The organism is Oceanospirillum sanctuarii, from assembly GCF_002150805.1.
Lineage (GTDB): Bacteria > Pseudomonadota > Gammaproteobacteria > Pseudomonadales > Halomonadaceae > Oceanospirillum > Oceanospirillum sanctuarii.
In genome coordinates this window covers 396,513-420,176 of sequence record NZ_MTBA01000001.1, presented here as the reverse complement: position 1 = coordinate 420,176, position 23,664 = coordinate 396,513, and the positions used below count along the sequence as shown (strand labels likewise).

At 51.9% G+C, this 23,664-nt stretch carries 17 protein-coding genes; 7 read left to right on the top strand and 10 right to left on the bottom strand.

Features of this window, described 5'->3' with window-relative positions:
• Nucleotides 1–3 precede the first annotated feature (3 nt).
• A complete protein-coding gene (locus BV405_RS01840) occupies nucleotides 4–882 on the top strand; it encodes a LysR family transcriptional regulator (protein ID WP_176330009.1) in 879 nt (292 codons plus the stop codon).
• Between the two features lie 142 nt (nucleotides 883–1,024).
• On the top strand, nucleotides 1,025–1,783 hold the full coding sequence (locus BV405_RS01835) for a sulfite exporter TauE/SafE family protein (RefSeq protein WP_086479141.1): 759 nt from the start codon (nucleotides 1,025–1,027) through the stop codon (nucleotides 1,781–1,783).
• 107 nt (nucleotides 1,784–1,890) lie between these two features.
• On the opposite strand, the gene cynS is transcribed toward BV405_RS01835, so the two are convergent.
• The 5 genes from cynS to BV405_RS01810 all read right to left on the bottom strand — a co-directional run bounded on the left by cynS (nucleotide 1,891) and on the right by BV405_RS01810 (nucleotide 8,609).
• Nucleotides 1,891–2,340, bottom strand: a complete 450-nt coding sequence (gene cynS / locus BV405_RS01830) for a cyanase (protein ID WP_086479140.1) — start codon at nucleotides 2,338–2,340, stop codon at nucleotides 1,891–1,893.
• Nucleotides 2,337–4,295, bottom strand: coding sequence for a bifunctional protein-serine/threonine kinase/phosphatase (locus tag BV405_RS01825; RefSeq protein ID WP_245832198.1), 1,959 nt, complete (start codon nucleotides 4,293–4,295; stop codon nucleotides 2,337–2,339). Before BV405_RS01825 ends, cynS begins: the two co-directional genes overlap by 4 nt.
• Nucleotides 4,296–4,403: 108 nt before the next feature.
• The gene (locus tag BV405_RS01820; RefSeq protein ID WP_086479139.1) at nucleotides 4,404–5,216 is read right to left on the bottom strand and encodes a formate/nitrite transporter family protein; all 813 of its coding nucleotides are present in this window, start codon (nucleotides 5,214–5,216) and stop codon (nucleotides 4,404–4,406) included.
• A 748-nt stretch (nucleotides 5,217–5,964) separates the two neighbouring features.
• Nucleotides 5,965–6,864 carry a PP2C family protein-serine/threonine phosphatase gene (locus tag BV405_RS01815; protein ID WP_176330008.1) on the bottom strand — a complete coding sequence of 300 codons (900 nt, stop codon included), beginning with the start codon at nucleotides 6,862–6,864 and terminating at the stop codon, nucleotides 5,965–5,967.
• A gap of 482 nt (nucleotides 6,865–7,346) precedes the next feature.
• Nucleotides 7,347–8,609, bottom strand: a complete 1,263-nt coding sequence (locus BV405_RS01810) for a nitrate regulatory protein (RefSeq protein ID WP_086479137.1) — start codon at nucleotides 8,607–8,609, stop codon at nucleotides 7,347–7,349.
• Between the two features lie 576 nt (nucleotides 8,610–9,185).
• Between BV405_RS01810 and BV405_RS01805 the strand changes: the two genes are divergently transcribed.
• From BV405_RS01805 to BV405_RS01785, 5 genes are all read left to right on the top strand, one after another.
• A complete protein-coding gene (locus BV405_RS01805) occupies nucleotides 9,186–10,550 on the top strand; it encodes a CmpA/NrtA family ABC transporter substrate-binding protein (protein WP_086479489.1) in 1,365 nt (454 codons plus the stop codon).
• 148 nt (nucleotides 10,551–10,698) lie between these two features.
• Complete coding sequence (locus BV405_RS01800) at nucleotides 10,699–11,703, top strand: ABC transporter permease (RefSeq protein ID WP_086479136.1); 1,005 nt, start codon at nucleotides 10,699–10,701, stop codon at nucleotides 11,701–11,703.
• Nucleotides 11,704–11,747: 44 nt separating this feature from the next.
• The gene (locus BV405_RS01795) at nucleotides 11,748–12,629 is read left to right on the top strand and encodes an ABC transporter ATP-binding protein (RefSeq protein ID WP_086479135.1); all 882 of its coding nucleotides are present in this window, start codon (nucleotides 11,748–11,750) and stop codon (nucleotides 12,627–12,629) included.
• A 551-nt stretch (nucleotides 12,630–13,180) separates the two neighbouring features.
• Nucleotides 13,181–14,518, top strand: a complete 1,338-nt coding sequence (locus BV405_RS01790) for an NAD(P)/FAD-dependent oxidoreductase (RefSeq protein ID WP_176330007.1) — start codon at nucleotides 13,181–13,183, stop codon at nucleotides 14,516–14,518.
• Nucleotides 14,519–14,683: 165 nt separating this feature from the next.
• Nucleotides 14,684–17,440, top strand: coding sequence for a nitrate reductase (locus BV405_RS01785; protein WP_086479133.1), 2,757 nt, complete (start codon nucleotides 14,684–14,686; stop codon nucleotides 17,438–17,440).
• Nucleotides 17,441–17,481: 41 nt separating this feature from the next.
• On the opposite strand, the gene BV405_RS01780 is transcribed toward BV405_RS01785, so the two are convergent.
• The 5 genes from BV405_RS01780 to nirB all read right to left on the bottom strand — a co-directional run bounded on the left by BV405_RS01780 (nucleotide 17,482) and on the right by nirB (nucleotide 23,603).
• Complete coding sequence (locus BV405_RS01780; RefSeq protein WP_176330006.1) at nucleotides 17,482–18,651, bottom strand: molybdenum ABC transporter ATP-binding protein; 1,170 nt, start codon at nucleotides 18,649–18,651, stop codon at nucleotides 17,482–17,484.
• A gap of 83 nt (nucleotides 18,652–18,734) precedes the next feature.
• The gene (gene modB, locus BV405_RS01775; protein WP_217895547.1) at nucleotides 18,735–19,418 is read right to left on the bottom strand and encodes a molybdate ABC transporter permease subunit; all 684 of its coding nucleotides are present in this window, start codon (nucleotides 19,416–19,418) and stop codon (nucleotides 18,735–18,737) included.
• Between the two features lie 50 nt (nucleotides 19,419–19,468).
• Nucleotides 19,469–20,278 (bottom strand): molybdate ABC transporter substrate-binding protein, encoded by an 810-nt coding sequence (gene modA, locus BV405_RS01770; RefSeq protein WP_176330005.1) that lies wholly within the window; start codon nucleotides 20,276–20,278, stop codon nucleotides 19,469–19,471.
• Between the two features lie 347 nt (nucleotides 20,279–20,625).
• On the bottom strand, nucleotides 20,626–20,988 hold the full coding sequence (nirD, locus tag BV405_RS01765) for a nitrite reductase small subunit NirD (protein WP_086479129.1): 363 nt from the start codon (nucleotides 20,986–20,988) through the stop codon (nucleotides 20,626–20,628).
• A complete protein-coding gene (gene nirB / locus BV405_RS01760; protein WP_086479128.1) occupies nucleotides 20,985–23,603 on the bottom strand; it encodes a nitrite reductase large subunit NirB in 2,619 nt (872 codons plus the stop codon). The genes nirD and nirB overlap by 4 nt, the downstream gene beginning before the upstream one ends.
• Nucleotides 23,604–23,664: the final 61 nt, after the last annotated feature.

The following is a 23,664-nucleotide window of genomic DNA, read 5'->3' as shown; positions in this document are numbered from 1 at the left end:
TCAATGTCCGATCTGCAGTTACGCTATTTTCTGGTTTGCGCCGAGGAAGGCAGTTTTACCGGTGCGGCAGATCGGCTTGGACTCTCTCAACCCGCACTCAGCCAGCAGATCCGTAAGTTGGAACAGGAGATGGGCATCGCGCTCTTCACCCGTATCGGCCGGGGCATACAGCTGACCGCCGCAGGCCGTCAGCTCTGGGGCAAGGTTTACCCTCTGTTCAGTGATGTGGATCAGGCGATCCGGGAACTGCAATTTCAGGAAGGTGTTATTGAAGGCACCATCGCCATCGCTGGCCCCCATACTGCGCTCTCCTATCTGCTGACACCACTGATTAGCCAGCATGCCAGTGAACACCCGGATGTTCGCTTTCAGCTCCATGCCCGCAGCAGTCAGGAAGTGATTCAGCTTACCTATAACCGTACTGTGGATTTCGGACTGGTTCACAGCACCATGGTCTTGCCCCCAGAATTGGATGGCGAGCTGATCCACGATGAAAAACTGGTGGCGATCTTTGCTGAGAGTCACCCCGCAGCTGATCATCTGCAACAGAATGGTGAACTGCCGCCAAACACACCAACACTGCTCTTCCCCAAGGGTTATGCCCTGCGCCGGGCCGTTGATGCCGCCTTTGCAGATCAGCCATTAAATGTTGCTATGGAAGTGGAAACCGTTGATGCCATGCTCAATCTGGCTCGCAGGGGATCAGGGGTTTGCTTTGCCCCTCGTTACGTCGCTGAACAGCAACCGGGACTGGCCTTCGCCGAGGTTAACAATCTGGATATTACCCTGTCACTGATGCTGGTTACCCGCTACGGCAAAGCGATCCAACCGATCACCCAGTGTTTTATTGACCAGCTAAAAAGCTACTGCAACCGGAGCTAAAACCGCTCCTACTTAGCACCTCTATTCCTCCATTCATAAGCCTGACTTATAGCTTATATAGTTTGTCCCGCCTACCTTGCCCCGGTTTAGCGCTCTAAACTGATCGTCAATTCGTTTCCCCATTCGCCATCAAGGACGCTTTATGATCGATGATCCGCTGTTTTATCTGGTAGCTATTCCTGCGGTGCTGATCGTGGGTATCTCGAAGGGTGGTATGGGTGGTGGCCTTGGCATGGTAGCGGTGCCGATTATTTCGCTGGCGATTCCACCCTTTCAGGCGGCAGCAATTATGCTGCCCATTCTGTGTGCGATGGATCTGATCGGCCTGTGGGGATTTCGCGGTAAGTACGATAAAACCAATCTGAAGATTCTGCTGCCTGCAGCCATCTTGGGGATCGTGCTTGGAGCGCTCAGTTTCAGCCATCTGACCGAACAGCACATCAAGCTGATGATCGGCCTGATCGCGACCCTTTTCACCCTGAACTACGCCTGGCAAAAGTTGCACCGTAAGCCGGAAAAAGTCACTCAGGCCGATGCGATTAAAGGCTCGTTCTGGGGGGCTTTGGCAGGCTTTACCAGCTTTAGTGTTCACGCCGGTGGCCCACCGATGAATATCTATATGCTGCCACAGAAGCTGGATAAAACTCTGTTTGTAGGAACCACGGTGATCTTCTTTGCGGTGGTCAACTTCACCAAACTGATTCCCTATGCCTGGCTGGGACTGCTGGACAGCACCAATCTGATGACCTCACTGGCGCTACTGATCTTTGCTCCTGTGGGCGTTTACTTCGGTATGTATCTGCACAAACGCATCAATGACTTCTGGTTCTATATGGCCTGTTACGGCTTGCTGTTTGTCACCGGGGTAAAGCTGATAGCAGAAGGTATTGCGGGGGTATAAGGACAACAGTCCAATCGGGTTAAAAACCCCTTCACATCCCTGTTGAAGAGGGAGCACCTGAACTCAACTGTTCCAGACAGCCTTTGATCATGGCTGCCGCTTTATGATCAGTAGGTTTTATAGGGCAGGAATTTGCCCGACATCACCACATTCACACGGTCACCGTTCGGGTTAGACTCGCGCTGAATATCCATCGAGAAATCGATAGCGCTCATTATGCCGTCACCAAACTCTTCGTGGATCAGCTCTTTCAGGGTAGTGCCGTAGACATTGATCAGCTCATACCAGCGATAGATCAATGGATCTGTTGGCACTGCCGTCGGCAGAGAGCCCTTATATGGAGTAATCTGCAGCCAGGCCACCGCTTCATCCGACAGTTTAAACAACCCGCCCACCGTTTCTGCCTGAGTTTTGCTCATTGCCATCTGCCCCAGGCAGGCTGCAGTGACCCACTCCTTCGATAGCCCGACTTCACGGGCAACTTCTTTCCATTGAAGGCCCAACATCGCTTTTTGCGTCAGAATCAACGCAGTAACTTCTTCACGGCTTTTAATCATAGATTCACTCCTGTTTGACTCAGCAGATAAAGCACAAGGATCAAGAGCACACCGGATACCGACTGCCAGAAAGCAACAGGATTACGTTCTAGCAAGGGCGGTTTGGTGCGGTTGAGAAACTTTTTCGAGGGCTGACCAAGAGCAAAAACAAACTCTGATAGTTCATCAAAGCGCTTGTAGGGATCAGGCTGCAGGGCTTTTTTCAGCGGTTCGTCAACCCAAGCCGGAACCTGACTGTCCGGACGAGTAACCGACTGATAGATCAGCCGATACTGGGCACTCCGGCTTTTCGCCCGGGGCACTTCAGCACCATAGGGGTAATCACCAGAAACCAGGTAGTAGGTCAGCACCGCTAGCGAGAACTGGTCGGATCGAGCACTGCCCGCCTCTCCCAGAAAATACTCAGGTGCGGCATAAAGGGCGGTTCCCGCCAGATAGCTTTGCGGGTCACCGGCAGACTCAGCAAGACCGGACACATAGGTTGAACCAAAATCGATAATCCGTACCGTTCCCTGCCGGTCGATCAGAATATTTTCCGGGCGAATATCCTGATGCAACATCTCCAGCCGGTGAAAGCTCTGAAGGCCACGGGCAACCTGCGTGATGATATTACGGACCTGATCCAGAGATGGTTCAGGGTGGTCATGTCGCCACTGCATCAAATTCTCCCCTTCGATATATTCCGTCAAGGTATAGAGATAATGTCGCTTATGCTCCCTGAGAATCGGCTTAAGGACATGGGGACTACTGATGCGCCGGGCGACCCACTCCTCCAACAGAAACTGTTCCAGATATCCCGGCTGTTCCCGCTGATCATCAGAAGGAACCTTAAGCGCCATCAGAGTATCTTCTCCGGGAAAACGGGCCAGATAGACATGGCTTCGACTGTTGGCGTGCAACTGCCGAATGACCTCAAGCCCATCAAAAACGCAGGGTGGCTCAAGCACAGGGGCAGGTGGCAGATAATCCGCATCGTGAAAAATTTCGTTGGGCTTTGCATCCGGCAGCTCATCAATCTGCACCAACTGAATCGTCAGATTGTCATCACTGCCTCGATTCAGGGCATGCTGAACCAGTGCAGAAGCTACGGTGTCGAGATCATGAGGAAAGAGTCGCAGGTAATGTTTCAGTGTCGCTTCATCAAGATAATCATAAACCCCATCCGTAGCCAGAATATAAAGATCACCCACTACCACCTTATGATGACGAATATCCAGATCCAACTGGCTGTCGAAACCTAATGCACGGCTCAGATAACTGACTTCCGGTGAGATCACCAACCGATGATCCTGAGTCAGTTGCTCCAGCTGGTTATCCTGCATACGGTAGATGCGACTATCTCCCACATGAAAGAGGTGTGCGGTGTTGGATTTGATAACCAGAGCACTAAAGGTACAAACAAAACCCTTATCCATCTCAAAGCGGAGATCACTGCGCTGGGTTTGAGAATGCAACCAGGCATTCACCGCCTTTAATACCTGTTGAGCTGACTTGCGCACCGACCAGGCATCAGACGTTGAATAATAGTCATCAAGGAAGCTTTTTACGGCGGTCTCACTGGCCACCTGACTGACCTGACTACTGCTGATGCCATCCGCTAAAGCGATAGCGATCCCCTTCCGGCTTAATTCAGGCTCTTTTGGAATATAGATACCGTGAAAGTCCTGATTAACCTCTTTTGCACCTGCCGTTGAGTACTGACCAACACTGACTTTCAGTGTTTTTTTGCTTTCGCTAGACGGAGCAGCCTCCGCTTCTGGCACCTTCGGCTTAATCCCGGGCAGAACGGCAGTACTATTTTTCTGCATTGGAGACAGCTCCGGATTTGAAAGCGAATCTTGATTTAAAGACAGGCCTTGCTCCGAATCCATACCCATCACGCTCTGTTGCTCCCCATGCTCAGAGGTAAATGACTTAAAAGGCGGTGTGTTGTCGTCTGGGGTGTTATGGCTCATACCAGAACTCCTGAACGTATGGGTATGAATTTGGGATGACCCGAATAGCCCCTGCACAGCGCTACCCGAGTCAGAAAGATGCTTCGCCAGCCAGGGCGAAGCGAAGGTTTAAGCGATTGTGCGTTTCTTAGCAGTACGCACATGGGTTGTGTAGAGCGTCAGACCGGTAAAGGCCAGGCCACCAACCAGATTCCCCAGAGCCGTTGGGATTTCGTTCCAGATGAAGTAATCCATCACAGAGAAATCCCCCCCCATAATCAGACCAAACGGGAACAGGAACATGTTAACGACCGAGTGCTCAAAGCCCATGAAGAAGAACAGCATGATAGGCATCCACATAGCGATCACCTTACCGCCAACGGTGGTTGAAACCATGGCACCGACAACTCCCATAGACACCATCCAGTTACACAGCATGCCGCGGATAAAGATGGTCAACCATCCATCAAAACCATAGGCTGCATAACCCAGAGTTCGGGATTCACCGATCTTAGCCACCTTCTCTGCAATCGCTCCGCCATCGGTGTTATAGCCGTAGGTGAAGATGAACGACATCATGAAGGCAACTGTCAGAGCGCCAGCAAAATTACCCAGGAACACCAGTCCCCAGTTACGCAGAATCTGCTTTGGCGTGACACCGGGACGTTTATCCAGCAGCGCCAGAGGGGTCAGCATAAAGACGCCTGTTAAAAGATCGAACCCCATCAGGTAGAGCATGCAAAAGCCCACCGGAAACAGGATAGCGCCAAGAATGAACATGCCGGTCTGGACAGCCACCGTCACCGCGAATACAGCTGCCAACGCCAGAATCGCACCGGCCATATAGGCACGAATCACGGTATCCCGGGTCGACATGTAGATCTTAGCCTCACCGGCATCGACCATTTTGGTTACAAACTCTGAAGGTGCTAGATAAGCCATTTAGCTTCTCCTGTTCCATTATAAATTCAGCTACTGCTGACTTTCAGATTTCAGGCCTTTTGTTGATAACGGCGTCTGCGCTTTACCAAACAGCAGACATAAAAAAACGCCCATCCGGCTCAGAAGAATCTGAACCGAGATGGACGCCGTTATCCACGAAAGAAGCAAATTGTGTTGAGCACTGTGTGAAGTGCTCTATTCTTGAAATTCTGAAAGCTGAATTGCGAAGGCCGTGCCAAGAACTTAAAAATCTCTATAATTTCAGACAGTTAAGAACAAAACCATTATCTACTGGCGCTCCACACGTCCAAAGTCCATTCCAAAACCAACCCTTAATGGTGCCCTGCAACATAAAAAGCCCCAACATGGCGCAAAATTGATTTCTGTTTATCCGCAGAGGAGAAAATAACAAATGACCGGATCGAAACAGATCTTCAGACAGGGATACCGGAAGTGAAATTCTTGCAAAGGCAATCTGTATAGAAGCCCGCTTATAGACAGGAACATTCTCATAGAGTGGTAACTATAAATAGGGGCGTTAATAAACAGGAGTATTCATAAACAGGAGCAATGCCGGAGACAAAATGCAGAGCTTAAAAACCCCTTCACATCCTTGTTGAAGAGGGGTCACCTGACATGTGGGGCATGTCGATTCGGTAGGTTTCATAAAGCGTACGGATAAGTAATTGCCTTATCTTTAATGTGACGCTTTTATGAAAGAAATATTTTTAAATCATGTATAGAAAGACTAGACCCTGTTTTTCATCCGGTCAACACGAATTAGCTGAACCGTCATATTATCCTCGCTGCCACGATTTAACGCGTGCTGTACCAGAGCAGTGGCCACTGTTGGCAGATCATCCGGCAACAGGGTGACATAACGATTCACCACCTCTTCATCGATATAGGGATGCACACCATCTGAGATCAGCATAAACAGATCACCCGGCAGTATCTCAAGGCTATGCACATCAAGATCCGGAAAATTGCTGAAGCCCAGCGCCCGACTCAGTTTGTGCTCATCCGCAGCGGCCTCAAGCAGATGATCATGTGTCAGTTGGCGTAACTTACCCTCCCGCAGCAGATAGATACGGCTGTCTCCTACATGGAAGAGATGTGCGTACCGATCTTTCAGAATCATGGCGCTAAAGCCACACAGATAACTGCTGGTCAGATCAAAACGAAGATCAAAACAGCGGCTTTGTGAGTTTAACCAGAGATTGATCGACCGCAGCACCTGAAGTGCTGCCTGCTTAACCGTCAGATCATTGTTGGTGGCGAAGTAATCATCCAGAAAACTCTTTACCGCAATCTCGCTGGCAATATGACTGACCTGACTGGTATTGATGCCATCGGCTAATGCCAGAGCGATTCCTTTATTGGTTAACTCCGGCTCCTTTGGCAGATAAGCACCGTAAAAGTCCCGGTTCAGCGCCTTCAAACCTGCCGTTGAATACTCCCCCATGGATACTTCCAGAGCCTCCTGTTTACCTACCTGATAATCAGGTCGGCAGATTGGCGGTTCATTAGGGTGACAACGAGGCAAGGGCCTTTGATTGGTCTGGTCAAAATAGCCATTTAAGCCATCGGTATCCGCTTTCAGATCCAGACTATAGGGGTTGTGATACTTCAGAGGAACATAGCTCATGGTCATGACCTCATTGATAGTCCATTGGAAAAATTTAAAAAGGGTTCCGGTAGCCTCGGGGCACGCAGAGATACCGGAACCGAATAAATCGTTATATTTCCAGACTGATCCGTCTTTTTAATGACACTTAAGACTTTTGAGCACGGATCAACCTGCTTTAATAAGCCAATACGAAAAAGGCAGAAGCCGAAACGAAAAAAGGCGTCCATTTCTGCTTCGTGTAGAAACAGAAATGGACGCCTTTGCCCATAGAGTATTCGGTAGCTGTAACCCCAAAGAGCCACTTTCGCTCGGCTAAATTGTCGCTTTTATGACAAGCTGGTAAGCCTGAATCATGCCAAAAACCAGAAAACACTTTATTTTCAGCAGATTAGAAATTCCACACCTACTTTCTGGTCGGTAAAGGCCAATATTATGTGTAAAAACTCACCATTGCAGTGCAACAACTGACCTCAACTCCCCCATTCAGGTGCAGGAATAATCTAAATCGAGAGCGTGGTCACGGTTTGTCGCGCCACATGAATCAGACTGGTGTTCTTATTCATGGCCACCCTGCGCAAGCTCTGATAAGCCTTATCTTCAGATACGCCGTGTTTTTTCATCAGCAGGCCTTTGGCTCGCTCAATCACTTTACGATCCTCCAGCGACTGCCTGACCTCATTCAGCTCGGTATTCAGTTGCTGCAAACGACTGGCCTGTTGCTGAATCAGCTCAAAAAGCCCTCCCATCGCTTTCGGATCATCCGGTGATAAAGTTTCCTTACCCGATGCCAGACTGCCGTCGGTATCATCTTCTGCTTTCTGCAGAATAAGCGCTTCAAGATTGTCGTGATTCGCCGCCATCTCATCACGGGCTTTATCCAGTTGCTGCTGGATCAACAGAATCAGATCTGCCAACAACAGATGCTCCAGCTCCTGCATCGCATTGATACGGTTGGTTGCAACATCAAACCAGACCTCTGTCATCGCATCAGGAATAGGGCTGGTGCCCGCTTTACGGTAAACCTGTCGCAGCTTTAACAGCTCATGACTGCAGTCCAAAGCCTCAATTTCGCGCCACTTGCCGACATGAGCCGCTTCACTGTGGCTCAGGAAAAGATCAAAGCAGTTGCCCTGGGCATCAAACAGCAGGTCAAGCTGTTCAAGGGTTTCCAGATCAAACTCGCCTGCGGCAAAACCGATTGCACCAAAAGCACGCTCCTGACCGGCATACTCCTTACCCTGCAACAGATTAAACAGTGCCACCAAAGCCCGTGCAGTTTCCGGGCAGGTTGAGCGATCGGCAACTTCAAAAACCACCTGAAGTAAGCGGGAAATCACCTGGCTGAAGTGCCCGGTCGCTTCAAGTGCTGAAATTTGATATTTACTTATCTGGGGCCGAACCGGTGCTAACTGATCCAAACCGTTCAGAGCAAAAGCGACCCGGCTATAAAAGGATGCCTTATGGTGAAGACCGCAGGAAAAACTGTTCAGCAATCCACGAAATGCTTTCTCTGCTATTGCTACCTCCTGTAATTGGTTCACGCGCTCATCAGCAAAACGCTTGCCTTCTGACACCAGATAGATATTGCTGAGGCCACGTTCCTTCTGCAGCTCATGGATCAGCTCCGTTACCACAGTCACCAGATGGCAGCTCTCGCTAAGCTGCGTCAGTTGTTTGTGCTCGCTCTGATGGGCTGCGAGAAAATAATCGATGGCCAGAGTGTCCCGTTTCGTGGCTGGCTGTTTTACAGATAGCTGCTTCATAGGTAGCCCTTACATTCAGTAATAGCAGTAAAGTGATAACTAAATGACGCTGTAGAAAGCCCGGTTGTATAAATGCAGTGGAGATAAAAATTCGGGTAAAAAGTACTTTCTAAGCAACACCTTAAAAGAGCAAAAAGCAGACCAAAGCCTCAAACACCTCTTAAACCCAGTCAAAGCAGCTTTCTGAAGCTTTGCTCTACCCTTTGTCACTGTTTTTTGTGCACCACAGACAGCCATCCAAGCACCAAGACGCACCATTGCTGCACAAGCTCACAACAGACAAACCCCAGCAAAAACCACCCCAAAATCCGCTAACTCACTAATCAAAAAGACTTTTTCAGAATCTGGCACAGCCAATGCTTTATCCAGATCAAAGTTACTCAGGCAGAGCGCACCGCAACTCTGCATGCGATTGAGACAAGCAAAGGCGCTTGTACCTCCCCCCTTCCACAGGACGGAGTGTACAAGCGCCTTTTTTATTTTCAGCGATTGGAGAAACAGATGATGACCCGAAAGAATCAGCCTTTATCAGCCGCTAAACGAACTTCCGTTGCATCCGGCAGCCGTCGCAGCTTTATGAAGAAAACTCTGGCACTGGCTACCGCCGCTACCTTTGGCACTTTTTTAAGCTTCAGCGCCAGCCACGCTGCCTCTCTGGGTTATCCGGAGAAAGAAGAGCTTAAGTTTGGTTTTATCAAACTGACCGATATGGCTCCTCTGGCAGTCGCCTATGAAAAAGGCTACTTCGAAGACGAAGGCCTGTACGTCACTCTGGAAGCTCAGGCTAACTGGAAAGTGCTGTTGGATCGCGTGATCGATGGGCAGCTGGATGGCGCACACATGCTGGCGGGTCAGCCACTGGGCGCAACCATCGGTTACGGCACCAAGGCCGACATCATCACCGCGTTCAGCATGGATCTGAACGGTAACGGCATCACCGTTTCCAACGATGTCTGGGCTGAGATGAAGAAAAACATCCCCCACGAAAACGGTAAGCCGGTTCACCCGATCAAGGCCGATGCCCTGAAACCTGTGATCGAGAAATACCGTGGCGAAGGCAAACCCTTCAACATGGGTATGGTGTTCCCGGTATCCACTCACAACTATGAACTGCGTTATTGGCTGGCTGCCGGTGGTATTCACCCGGGCTACTACGCGCCACACAAAGGCGACACTTCAGGTCAGCTAAGTGCAGATGCGCTGCTCTCCGTTACGCCACCACCGCAAATGCCAGCCACTCTGGAAGCCGGCACCATCTACGGTTACTGCGTAGGTGAGCCATGGAACCAGCAGGCAGTATTCAAGGGTATCGGTGTGCCTGTGGTTACCGACTACGAGATCTGGAAAAACAACCCTGAGAAAGTATTCGGCGTATCCCGTAGCTGGGCTGAAGAGAACCCGAACACCCACATTCGCGTGGTTAAAGCCATGATTCGCGCGGCTCACTGGCTGGATGCAAACAACAACGCCAACCGTCCTGAAGCGGTGAAGATTCTGTCTAAACCTTCTTATGTGGGTGCGGATTACGACGTCATCGCCAACTCCATGACAGGCACCTTTGAATACGAAAAAGGCGACAAGCGTGAGGTTCCGGATTTCAACGTCTTCTTCCGTTACAACGCCACCTACCCGTACTACTCCGATGCGATCTGGTATCTGACTCAGATGCGTCGCTGGGGTCAGATCTCCGATGCCAAGCCTGATAGCTGGTACATGGATATCGCGAAGAAAGTTTATCGCCCTGACATCTACAAGCAGGCAGTAACCGCTCTGATTGATGAAGGCCAGATGAGCGCAAGTGACTTCCCGGATCTGAGCAAAGAGAGCGGCTTCCGCGCCCCTCAGAAACACTTTATCGACAACATCGTTTATGACGGTCGCCAGCCAAACGCGTATCTGGACAAGTTCGCCATCGGCCTAAAAAGCCAGGACAAGCTCTAAGCCTCCTGTCTTTAACCGCCAGAACAGAAAAATAAGTTAACAACCAAGCGCATAAACCAGCACTGCAACCTGCGTTGAAACCTGCAGTGCAATCTGAGCACTGCCCCGGAGCGGCAAACCCGCCGCTCCGGAACAGGAGGAAAGCAAGATGAATCCATCAATCAGTCAAACCAAATCAGCCGGATGGTTGAGCAAATTTACACAGGATCGCTCACTGGCTGAGATCTTCAGCCAGACCGCAAAGAATCTCTCCCTACCTCTGATCGGTATGCTGGTCTTCCTGATGATCTGGTCTATGGCCGCCCCAAGAGTCGTCACTTCTCTGGGCCAGTTCCCGGGACCGGCTCAGGTCTGGAGCCAGCTGGAAGGACTGGTTGTTGAACACCAGGAATCCCGCGCAAAAGAAACCGCTTTCTATGAGCGTCAGGAGAAGCGTAACGCTGACCGCGTAGCGAAAGATCCGACCTATGTACCTAAGATCCGCGATTACACCGGTAAACCAACCTTCTTTGATCAGATCGGTACCAGCCTCATTACCGTACTGGCGGGTTTTAGTGTCGCCACCCTGATTGCTGTGCCTCTGGGCATTGTGATCGGCCTCAGCAGCCCGCTGTACACCGCTGCCAACCCGCTGATCCAGCTGTTTAAGCCGGTATCCCCACTGGCCTGGTTGCCACTGGTGACCATGGTGGTGAGTGCGGTGTATGTCAGCGATGATCCTCTGGTATCCAAATCTTTCCTGACCTCCATGATTACCGTAACCCTGTGCAGCCTCTGGCCAACCCTGATCAACACTGCAGTAGGTGTGGCAGCGATTCCACAGGATCTTAAAAACGTCAGCCATGTCCTGCGTCTTAACTGGCTGACCCATGTGATCAAAATCGTACTGCCCTCTTCCATTCCTATGGTGTTTACCGGCCTGCGTCTGTCGCTGGGTATCGCCTGGATGGTACTGATCGCTGCAGAGATGCTGGCTCAGAACCCGGGCTTAGGGAAATTCGTTTGGGATGAGTTCCAGAATGGCAGCTCCAGCTCTCTGGGTCGCATCATGGTTGCTGTGATCGTGATCGGTCTGATCGGCTACCTGCTGGACCGCACCATGCTGCTGATTCAGCGCTGGGCATCCTGGGATAAAACTGCAGTACTGCGCTAATTGACCGAAACCGACAGATTAAAGACTTCACGGAGAATACGACTATGAACCGCACACATCTTGAGCTGACCGGCGTAGGTATCGAGTTTCCAACCCCGAAAGGCAGCTTCCGCGCACTGCAGAACGTCAACCTGAAGATCGAACAGGGCGAGTTTGTTTCCCTGATCGGTCACTCCGGTTGCGGTAAGTCCACCGTACTGAATATTGTCGCCGGTCTGCATCAGGCCACCGAAGGCGGTGTGCTGCTCAATGGCCGCGAAGTGAATGAGCCCGGCCCGGAACGCGCCGTGGTGTTCCAGAACCACTCGCTGCTGCCGTGGCTCACCTCCTATCAGAATGTTGAGCTGGCCGTTAAGCAGGTGTTTAAAGGCCAGAAAAGCAAAGCAGAGATGAAAGAGTGGATTGAGCACAACCTTGAGCTGGTGCACATGACCCACGCGATGCACAAACGTCCGGATGAGATCTCAGGTGGTATGAAACAGCGTGTGGGCATCGCCCGTGCACTGGCGATGGAACCTACGGTTCTGCTGATGGATGAGCCGTTCGGTGCTCTGGATGCCCTGACCCGCGCCCACCTGCAGGACTCTCTGATGGAGATCCAGAAGGATCTGAACAACACCGTGATCATGATTACCCACGATGTTGACGAAGCGGTACTCCTCTCTGACCGCATTGTAATGATGACCAATGGCCCGGCGGCAACCGTGGGTGAAATCCTGCATGTGGATCTGGAGCGTCCCCGTGACCGTCTGGCACTGGCGGATGATCCTCAGTACAACCACTACCGCAGTCAGGTGCTGAGTTTCCTCTACGAGAAGCAGCGTAAAGTTGAGCCGATGAGCCCAAAAAAGAAAGCTGACAGCTCAAAAACTGTCGCAAAAAGCAGCCCAAACGAAACCGGTAAGAAATCAGTGGAAGTAGCGTAGGTTTTGGGTAAGAAGAGCGTAACTTTGGGTAAGAAGCGGCGTAAGTTTTTGGTAAGGCCTCTATCAGATCTGTCCGTCTGATAACTCGCAAGTACTGCTCGTTTTAACATCTCGCCAGTACTTTTCCTCACGGCTCCCGGCTCAGGCCCGGAGCCGCTTTTTTTTGCTCTCAGGTTTTACTCCCAGATATTAAGACCAACCTGCCTTTCAAATGCACCACAAAGGCTCAGCAAAACAAGGCATTAGCACACTTTAAGCGCACTCAATTAACTGTCAAAACCCACCTAAAAACAGCAACCATCTGTTTTATATAGAATTTTTTCTTTTGGCACATCACCTGCTATATAGAAAACATAAGCAAAAGACAGCTGCCCCCTGCGTTTAAGCTTTAACAGCAACGCACCGAGGGACAGCACCAAAATTGATTTATTGAGCAATGGCGTTCATCTATCGGTTCCTGAAACCGTTTTTGATGAACGCCTTTTTTTATGCCTGAAAAAAACATCCCTGCCAGAGTTACAGGGCAGCGGGGTGAGCCAAAGGTGATGCAGATGAAACAGAAACTTGTTGTTGTCGGTAACGGTATGGCCGGAATCAAAGCGATCGAAGCTCTGATAGCTCATCAGGGTGATCGTTATTACGACATCACAGTGATCGGTGAGGAAGCGCACCCGAACTATAACCGCATCATGCTTTCACCACTTCTGGCTGATGAAACCGCGTTCAACGATATCGTGCTCAACCCGCTGAGCTGGTATCGGGATCAGGGCATCCACCTTCACCTGTCTGATCCTGTGATCACCATCGACCGCAAACAGAAAAATGTCATCTGCTTCTCCGGAATCCATTTTGAATATGATCAGCTGATTCTGGCTACCGGTTCCAAGCCTGCCAGCCTGCCTCTGCAAACCGACGGCATCGATGGTGTGATGGGTTTTCGTACGCTGGATGATGTGCATCAGATGCAACACAGTGCCCGTGATTTTCGCCACGCCGTGATTGTTGGCGGCGGCCTTCTGGGACTTGAAGCCGCAGCAGGTCTGGCGAAAAAAGGCATGCACACCACGCTTCTGCATCGCAGCGGCTGGATTCTTAACCGTCAGCTTGACGAGGTGTCCGCAGGCTATCTGCAACAGGAATTGGAAGGCCGGGGTATTCACTTCAGGCTGAAAACTCAGATTCGCGATGTTATCTCCCTTGATGGCCGTGTACACCAGCTGGAGCTGGACGATGACAGCCTGATCCATTGCGATCTGCTGATTACCGCAGCAGGTATCACTCCCGAGATCAATCTGGCAAAAACCTCTGGGCTTGCCTACGACAGGGGCATTCTGGTGAACGACCAGATGCAGACCACCGATAGCGACATCTACGCTCTGGGGGAATGCTGTCAGCACAGAGGCGAATGTTACGGGCTGGTGGCTCCGGTTTGGGAACAGGCTGAAATTCTGGGACAAAATCTCGCCCTGCGCTTCACACAGCCGATGCAATCTCTTATCGGTTATGAGGGCACCCGCAGTGCAACCCGTCTGAAAATCTCCGGCATCGATCTCTTTTCCGCCGGTGAAGTGGCAATCAAAGATGAAAACGAAAACAACTCTGCTGAAGTGCTGTGCTGGAATGATCCGGCGAAACAGAACTATCGCCGCCTGATCATCAGAGACAACCGCATTACAGGTGTTCTCCTCTACGGTGATATTCGCGAGGGCAACACCCTGTTTGAGCTGATGCAGCAAAACCGGGATATCAGTAACTTCCGTCAGAACCTACTTTTTGGCGGATTGGAAGCGGCACTGAAACAGCAGCCCATTACAGCAGAATCTGACGTATCAGGCATGTCAGGCGTATCAAACAGTGATAACGCTCCTATTCAGGAGACAGCTGCCTGATACGGCCGTCTATGAGACCTGATAACGACCCTTTTACGCTGGACAGATTATTAACAATCACACCCCCAATTATCTGATCTGTCCGGCTTTTTATTTCCAGAGCTGGCATCCGCTTGATTCCGGCTCAACGTTTTTAGCCGCTCCCAGAGCGAACGGAGAGACATCATGACAGAACTAAAATCCGACACTGCTTCTGATTCATGGCAAACCTGCACTACCTGCCCCTACTGTGGCGTGGGCTGCGGGGTTGAGGTATCCGGCGAAGGCGACAAGGTCAATCCGGTAAAAGGCAGCATCAGTCATCCGGCCAATCTGGGGCGACTATGCGTAAAAGGCTCTGCCCTGCATGAGACACTGGGTATGGAAGGCCGTTTGATGACCGCAAAAATCGATAATGCGGTGGTGACACTGGATAAAGCGCTGAATCATGTTGCAGATGGCTTTCGGCAAACGATCGACCAGTACGGCCCGGACTCCGTTGCCTTTTACGTCTCCGGCCAGCTGCTGACAGAAGACTATTACGTCGCTAATAAGCTGATGAAGGGCTTTATCGGCAGTGGCAATATCGATACTAACTCCCGCCTTTGCATGTCCTCTGCGGTTGCGGCTTATAAACGCGCATTCGGCAGTGACTCTGTGCCCTGCAGCTATGAAGATATCGAACTGGCAGATCTTGTAGTGCTGGTAGGTTCTAACGCCGCCTGGACACACCCTGTGGCCTATCAGCGCCTGAGTCAGGCCAAGCGCCATCGCCCGGAAATGCTGACTGTGGTGATCGATCCCCGTCAGACCGCAACCTGCGATGAGGCTGATCTCTATCTGGATATTGATCCCGGCACCGATGCTTTCCTGTTCAACGGTCTGCTGGCCTATCTGGCAAACTGCCACTGTCTGGATCACGACTTTATCAAACGCCACACCGAGAACAGTCAGGAGACACTGGACAGGGTATGTCAGGATTTCCCGAATCCGGTGCAGGATACCGCCCGCTGGACAGGTGTTGATGAAGATAAGATCGCCCGCTTCTTTGATCTCTTCGCCAGCCATCGCCATACAGTGACCCTGTACTCGCAGGGTGTGAATCAGTCCACCTCCGGTGTCGATAAGTGCAACAGTATTATTAACTGTCATCTTGCCACCGGACGCATCGGTGCTCCGGGCATGGGGCCCTTCTCCCTCACCGGTCAGCCCAACGCTATGGGTGGCCGTGAGGTCGGCGGACTGGCAAATCAGCTGGCGGCGCACATGGATTTCACTCCGGAAGCGATCGATATCGTCGGCCGCTTCTGGAACAGCCCGAATATGGCGACCCAACCGGGCATGAAAGCGGTCGATCTGTTTAAAGCAGTCGAATCCGGCCAGATCAAAGCGATCTGGATTATGGCAACCAATCCCGCGGTCAGCCTGCCGGATGCGGAACAGATCGAACGGGCTCTGAAAGCCTGTCCTCTGGTGGTGGTTTCCGAGTGTTTTGCCGATGCCGAAACGTTGGATTACGCCAATGTAGTGCTGCCTGCGGCGGGCTGGAGTGAAAAAGATGGCACGGTGACCAACTCTGAGCGCCGTATCTCCCGCCAGCGCCAGTTCAAACCTTTATTGGGCGATATCAAACCGGATTGGTGGCTGATCTCTCAGGTGGCGCAGAAGATGGGCTACACCGATGCCTTCAGTTACGCATCGCCTGCTGAGATTTTCCGTGAGCACGCCACCCTGTCCGGCTTTGAGAACCTTACCGGACAACCCGGTAGCCGGGACTTTGATATCAGCCTGCTGGCACGACTGACCGATGATGGCTACGATGCCCTGAAACCGATTCAGTGGCCGGTCAACAGCTCGAACCCTCTGGGTACGCCGCGCCTGTTTGTCGATCAACAGTTCTTTACTCCATCCGGCAGAGCTCGCTTCGTCAGCATTACGGCGCAGAAACCGGCGCTGGCTCCGGATCAGGAATACCCTTTTATTCTGAATACCGGACGGGTACGGGATCAGTGGCACACCATGACCCGCACCGCCCGCAGTAAGCGCCTGATGGCCCATATCAGCGAACCCTATGTGGAAGTGGAAACCAGTGATGCTGACCGACTAGGACTGGAACAGGATCAGCTGATCCGCCTACAGGGTCGGCAGGGGGAATTTTTGGGTCGGGTAAAAATTACCGATCAGCTGAAACAGGGTTCACTGTTTGCACCAATCCACTGGAACAACCGCTATACCAAGGCGGGTAAAGTGGATACCTTGGTCAACCCTTTGACCGACCCGATTTCCGGTCAGCCGGAATCCAAACATGCGCCGGTCAGAGTCGAACTCACCGATATGAACAGCTTCGGTTTTATCATGCAATGCGGTGCCGAACTGCCCCATGAGCTGGATTACTGGAGTCGTATTCCACTGGAAAACGGCACCTGTTTTGAAGTTGCCCACGGCACCGCTCTGGAAAGCACTCAGGTTTGGCAGGATCTCAGCAAAAGCACCGGTGAGTGGATTCGCTATACCGATGCAGCTCAGGGCATCAGCCGTGCCGCCTGCTTTATCGGAGATATTCTGAAAGTGGTTCTGATCTCAGCGCCACAACAAAGTGACCTGCCGGATCGTGACTGGATCGGTAGTCTGATCGGTCAGAGTGTTTCAGAAGAAGACCGACTGGCGCTGCTTTCCGGAAGTCAAAGCCAGGGAGCCAGTCAGGGTAAAACCGTCTGCGCCTGTTTCCAGGTGGGTGAAAATGCAATTCGTGAAGCAATTATGGGCGGTTGCTCGACACCTGAGGCACTGGGTAAAGCGCTTAAGTGTGGTACCAACTGCGGCTCCTGCATCCCGGAACTGAAAGCGCTGATTGCCGAGACACCTTGTGAAGTGCAACAAAAAGACACTGGCAAACACAACAGTAGCCTGCAACCAAAAGCAGAGATGGAAACGGCGGAATAATCCGCCGTTTTATTGTCTTCCGCTTAACCATCTCAACCGTTTCAGATCAGCTTAAACCTGTTAATCAGCAACCAAACCTGTTGACCAGCTTTAAGCTGCTTCTCCCGGGTTTGTGCCTCATTGATCCGAATCGTCAGACGGGTTTTATCCTCCGCTGGCGATGCAGATGCAAGGGTAACAACCACTCGACTGACCTCACTGACAACAGATTCAGCTGATCCGGATAATGCCTCAGGCACAATCGCCTCAATGTATCCCTGCAGTTGATTCGGGCAACTGACGCTCTGCAGAGGATTCACCGACAACAAAATATCTGCGGCATCAACTCTTGCTCTCAACAGAGCTGCCCCGTCGTCAGGATGCTGTCGGGCAGTTGCCCTGCTTCCCAAATATAAAAACTGATCGGTGCCGATAATGCGTGCCAGATTTTCACCAGATCCCCTAGCTAGTTCGATCAGGTTCGGTAGTAAATCATGGGGAATACCCGGCAGATTCTGCTGCTGCAGAACATCGGCCATCGAACCTTGAGCGATTAACTTACCCGCCTCCATCAGCAGCAGACTATCCCCCAGCTGAATCGCTTCTTCCAGTGAGTGGGTGACGTAGATAATGGGCAGCTTGAAACGCCCTTTAAGCGCAGACAGATAAGGCAAGATCTCTGCCTTACTGCTGCTGTCCAGCGCCGCCAGAGGCTCATCCATCAGCAGCAGATCCGGTGAGGTCAGAAGCGCTGTGGCGATGGCCACCCGCTGACGTTGCCCGCCTGATAAAGCCGTGGTTGGCTGATCCAGCAAGAGAGCAAGGTTCAGCAGCTGAATCATCTCCCCCGGATGAATCCTGCGTCTCGACTCATCAATACGCTCATAGCCAAACAATAGCTGCTGCTGAACCGTCAGATGAGGGAAAAGACTCGCCTCCTGAAAGACATAACCCAGAGAGCGCTGGTGAACAGGCAGGAAATTTCTCTTTTGTGCCCTCTCTTCATTTTCACTCCCAATGACTCCGCCCTCATTAGCTCTACAGCTATCGACAATGCTCTGCCAGCAGGTATCTCCCACCCAAACATCACCAAGGGCATCACTTTCAAGCCCGGCAATACTGCGTAACAGGGTGGTTTTACCGCACCCGGAACGGCCAAAGAGAATATGAATACCGCAGTCCGGTAGCTCAAAATCCACACTTAACTCAAAATCAGCACGCCGTAGCGCCAAATTGCACCGAATCCTTTGTTTGGAATCAGGCTTAACTGCTGAGATATCAGGGGAAAAAGTGGGTTTTAAAGAGGAATCGGCATTCATAGGCTGTAACCCGCAGACAAGAGTCCGGATCTTCGGTTTAGAGCAAAAACCAGAGTCAGCAATACCAGTGAGATCAGAATCAGCAGAAGCGACAGGCTATGTGCCGCTGCATAGTTCATCGATTCCACATGATCATAGATAGCGATTGAAGCAACCTGAGTTCTGCCGGGGATATTACCCCCTATCATCAGGATCATGCCGAATTCGCCAAGGGTATGAGCAAAAGAAAGCACACCCGCCGTTAGTATTCCCCGCTTTGACAAGGGTAAAACCACATGGCGGAACCGATCCAGCGGTGCTGATCTCAGAGTCGCGGCCAGCTCAAGCACACGACCTGAGGCAGCCGCGAAAGCGTTCTGCATGGGCTGCACCACAAAGGGCAGGGAAAACACCATGGAGGCGATCACCATTCCGGTAAAAGTAAATGCCAGATGCCCTACGCCTGACTGCTCCAGTACACCTCCGATCCAGCCTTCCGGACCCAGTAAAATCAGCAGATAAAATCCCATCACCGTTGGGGGCAGCACCATCGGCAGGGTGACCAGTGCCTCAATCACCACCCGATAACGGCTTTGTGTGCTTGCCAGCCACCAGGCCAGAGGGGCAGCAAGAATCAACAATAACAATGTACTGATCAGCGCCAGCTGCAGGGTTAACCAGAGCGCGCTGAGATCATCCATCGTAAGCGCTGAAAATAAGGACGTTGCTGAGAATGGGGCAGATTCTGGCATTAGTCGCGATCCGATAAGCTGGTCTGGTTTTCTGTGCTGCTGTTGGCAAATACCTGAGCCACGAGCATAGCCTGATAACCACTCTGGTAACCGGAAGCAACAATCAGGCTTCTGGCCTGATCACTCTGCAGCCAGCGCTGAAAACGAAAAGCCGCTTCCGGCTCTTTTGTTGATGCCAGCACGACCCCCTGCTGAATAATGGGATCGTAAAGTGACGGATCGGGAATCCATAACGAGCCTTTACCCGCTATCTCCGGATGACGCGCCTGAGACAGCGCAATAAAGCCCATAGGAGCAGCCCCGGAGATCACCTGAAACAGGGTCTGACGCACATTGCCTGAACGGATAATCTGTTGTGACTGATCCAGCTTTTGCCAGAGATTACGTTGGGTCAGCAGCTGACGGGCAGCTTCGCCATAGGGCGCGTTCACAGGGTTAGGGAGCGAGAGATAGCCTGCTGTCTGATCCAGTACTGCACCTCGGTTATCGACCAGATCAGCCTGCTTAGACCAGAGCACCAGTATGCCTTTGGCGTAAGTAAAACGGCTGCCGATAAGGGTCAGCCCTTCTTTCTCTAACAATTCAGGTCGCCGGGAATCCGCCGACAGAAAAAGATCAAAGGGTGCACCATGGCGGATCTGCGCATACAGACCTCCGGTAGAGCCTGTGGTGATTCGGATTCGATCATTCTGCAGCTTGTGGTACTCCGCCGTCAGCTGCTTCAGAGTACTCAGGAAGTTAGCGGCCACTGCCACGCGCAGCTCGGCAGCATCAGCCTTATAGCTTGGAATCAACAGAGCCAGCATCATGATGCAGCAGAAAAACCATTCCCTTGCACGACAATAGTGCACACACCGAGTCAGAATCTTCCGAATACGTCTGAAGCAGCCTTGGAATCTAGTGGTCATAGGGGTCTGTCTCTGCTTATTTGATGACGGATGGCTATGGGGTAGAAAGTGCAATTTGAGTGCCATTAAAGATTTGATCGCATCCAAAACTGTGCACAAAAAAACCGGGCTCATCCTGAACCCGGTTTTCCACTTCCTTCACTCAATTCGAGTCTGGAGATTCTCAGCAGCTGTTCTTAACTACAGCCTCTGAACTATTGCTTCTCAACTGTTCTTTCTCAACAACAGCTTCTCAACGCAGTGCATCATCAGACCTGCAGGCGAACCTCACCCTGCTCGATTTTCACCGGCCAGGTTTTTAACCGGACGCTGTCATCCTCAAGGCAAACCCCATCGGTCAGGCGATAGTGATTTTTGTATAACGGCGTTGCCAGAATCGGCTCACCACCAAGGTCACCAATCAGCCCCCGGGCGTTGAGGAAGGTATCGCTTAAAGGGTCGTAGTTTTCCACGGCGAAAACCTTATTCAACGCAGGCAACCAGAAGAGCGCCACCTGAATCGCCTGAGTACCGCAAGGTGATGGCAACAGGGCTGCCACACCGGAGTTTGCCACCAGATCCTGTGTGTCACAGAGGGTCTGCCAAAGGGCGCTGTTATGAACTTCAATCATGATTCAACCTCCTGAACCGGGATCAATCGGGTGACTTTCTCTTCAGGGCGCGCCGGACGTATCTGCTGACGCTCCTCAACAAACTGAATATGGGGATCTTCGGCACTGCTGTTCACAAATGGGCGGAAGCGCTTAAGTTTTTCCGGATTTTCCAGCGTGCTCTTCCATTCGCACTGATAGGTATCCACCACTCGCTGCATATCTGCTTCCAGTGATTCGGCTATACCCAGACTGTCATGCAGGATGACGTTCTGCAGGTATTCCAGACCACCTTCCATATTGTCCATCCAGCGGGCGGTACGCTGCAGGCGATCACCGGTATGAACGTAGAACATCATCAGGCGGTCGATAATGCGGATCAGCTCTTCATCATTCAGATCCGTTGCGAACAGATCCGCATGACGAGGTTTCATACCGCCGTTACCACAGGTGTAGAGGTTCCAGCCGTTCTCGGTGGCGATCACGCCGAAGTCTTTGCTCTGCGCCTCGGCACATTCACGGGTACAGCCGGAAACCGCCAGCTTGATCTTATGGGGGGCACGCAAGCCCTTGTAGCGATCTTCCAGTCGAATCGCCATACCCACACTGTCCTGCACGCCGTACCGACACCAGGTGCTACCGACACAGGATTTCACGGTACGCAGAGATTTACCGTAGGCGTGTCCGGTTTCAAAGCCTGCTTCCACAAGTCGCTCCCAGATAAGAGGTAGCTGCTCCAGACGGGCACCAAACAGATCCACACGCTGACCACCGGTTATCTTGGTATAAAGGTTAAAGTCCCGTGCGACTTCGCCGATCACGATCAGCTTATCCGGGGTAATCTCGCCACCGGCGATACGGGGCACCACGGAGTAAGTGCCGTCTTTCTGCATATTCGCCATAAAGGTGTCATTGGTGTCCTGCAGGCTGACGTGTTGTGGCTCCTGAATATGCTCATTCCACACCGAGGCCAGAATAGAACCGGCAGTCGGCTTACAGATTTCACAGCCCAGACCCTTTCCGTGTTTTTCCAGCAGCTCATCAAAGGTTTTGATGCCGCCCACACGGATCAGGTGAAACAGTTCCTGACGGGTATAAGCGAAGTGTTCACAAAGATCGGTGTTCACCTCGATGCCCTGATTAGCAAGTTCGGCGTTGACCACATCTTTCAGCAGCGCCGCACAACCGCCACAACCGGTGCTCGCTTTAGTCGCATCCTTCACTTCGGCTACCGAGCAGCAGCCGGAGGCCACGGCATCAGTAATCTGACCTTTGGTGACATTGAGGCAGGAGCAGATGCTGGCGGTATCCGGCAGAGCATCCACACCCAAAGCCGGAGCTGCACCAGAGGATTCCGGCAGAATCAGACCCGCAGGTTCTGCAGGCAGCTCGATGCCGTTCAGGGCGTATTGCAGAAGAGTGTCGTAACGGCTGTTGTCGCCAACGAGCACGGCACCCAGCAGCTCTTTCTTATTCTCGGACACCACAATCTTGCGGTACACCTGAGCATCTTCATCCTGATAACGATAGGTTTTGGCACCCGGTGTACGGGCATGGGCATCACCGATGGAGCCCACATCCACACCCAACAGCTTCAGCTTGGTGCTCATATCGGCACCGGTAAAGGTTGGTGCTTCCGGTGTCAGGGTGCCAACGGGAGCCATCTGATTGAGAATATGATGGGCAGCAACTTTAGCCATCTGGTAACCCGGCGCGACCAGACCAAAAATCTGACCATTCCATAGGGCACATTCACCAATCGCCAGAATGGCAGGATCATTGGTTAAACACTCTGAATTGATCTCGATACCGCCACGTTCACCGACAATCAGCTCGGAACTGCGGGCCAGTTCATCTTGCGGGCGGATACCGGCGGAGAAGACAATCAGATCCGTTTCCAGATGAGAGCCGTCAGCAAAATTCATCCGATGACGGCACTCTTCACCGGCAACAATCTCCTGAGTCTGCATGCTGGTGTGAACCTGCACGCCAAGGTCGATGATGCGTTGCTTAAGGGCTGCACCACCTTCGTCATCCAGCTGAACCGGCATCAGGCGTGGGGCAAACTCCACCACATGAGTTTCAAGACCCAACTCACGCAGCGCGTTAGCGGCTTCAAGGCCTAGCAGGCCACCACCGATGACAACACCCTTGCGGCCATCTTTGGCGTAATTACGGATCTGATCCAGATCTTCCAGCGTGCGATAAACCAGACAGGCTTCACGATCCTTACCCGGAATTGGCGGTACAAAGGGGAAGGAACCCGTTGCCAGCACCAGCGCATCGTAGGCGTAGCTGGTGCCCTTATCTGTGGTGAGTGTTTTGCCAGCCCGATCGATGGTGGTCACTTTCTCGCCGGGATAAAAGCGAACGCCCTCTTCCTGGTAAAAGCCGGATTCGCACAGCGCCAGTGACTCGGCATCTTTACCGGTAAAGTACTCGGAAAGATGAACACGGTCGTAAGCGCGGTGAGGTTCTTCACCGAACACGCTGAGTTCAAGGTTCTCAATGGCCAGAGCCTTTGTCTGTTCCAGCAGAGATTCAACAAAGTGGTGTCCCACCATGCCGTTACCGACTACTAGAACTTTAAAAGCTGCTTTATTAGTCTGATCTGTCGTTTGCGCTGTGCTAGTCATCACGTCTCGCCTTTTTTTGTTCTGCCGACTTCGGGAGCCAAACAGGAGGCAAAAAAAAAGG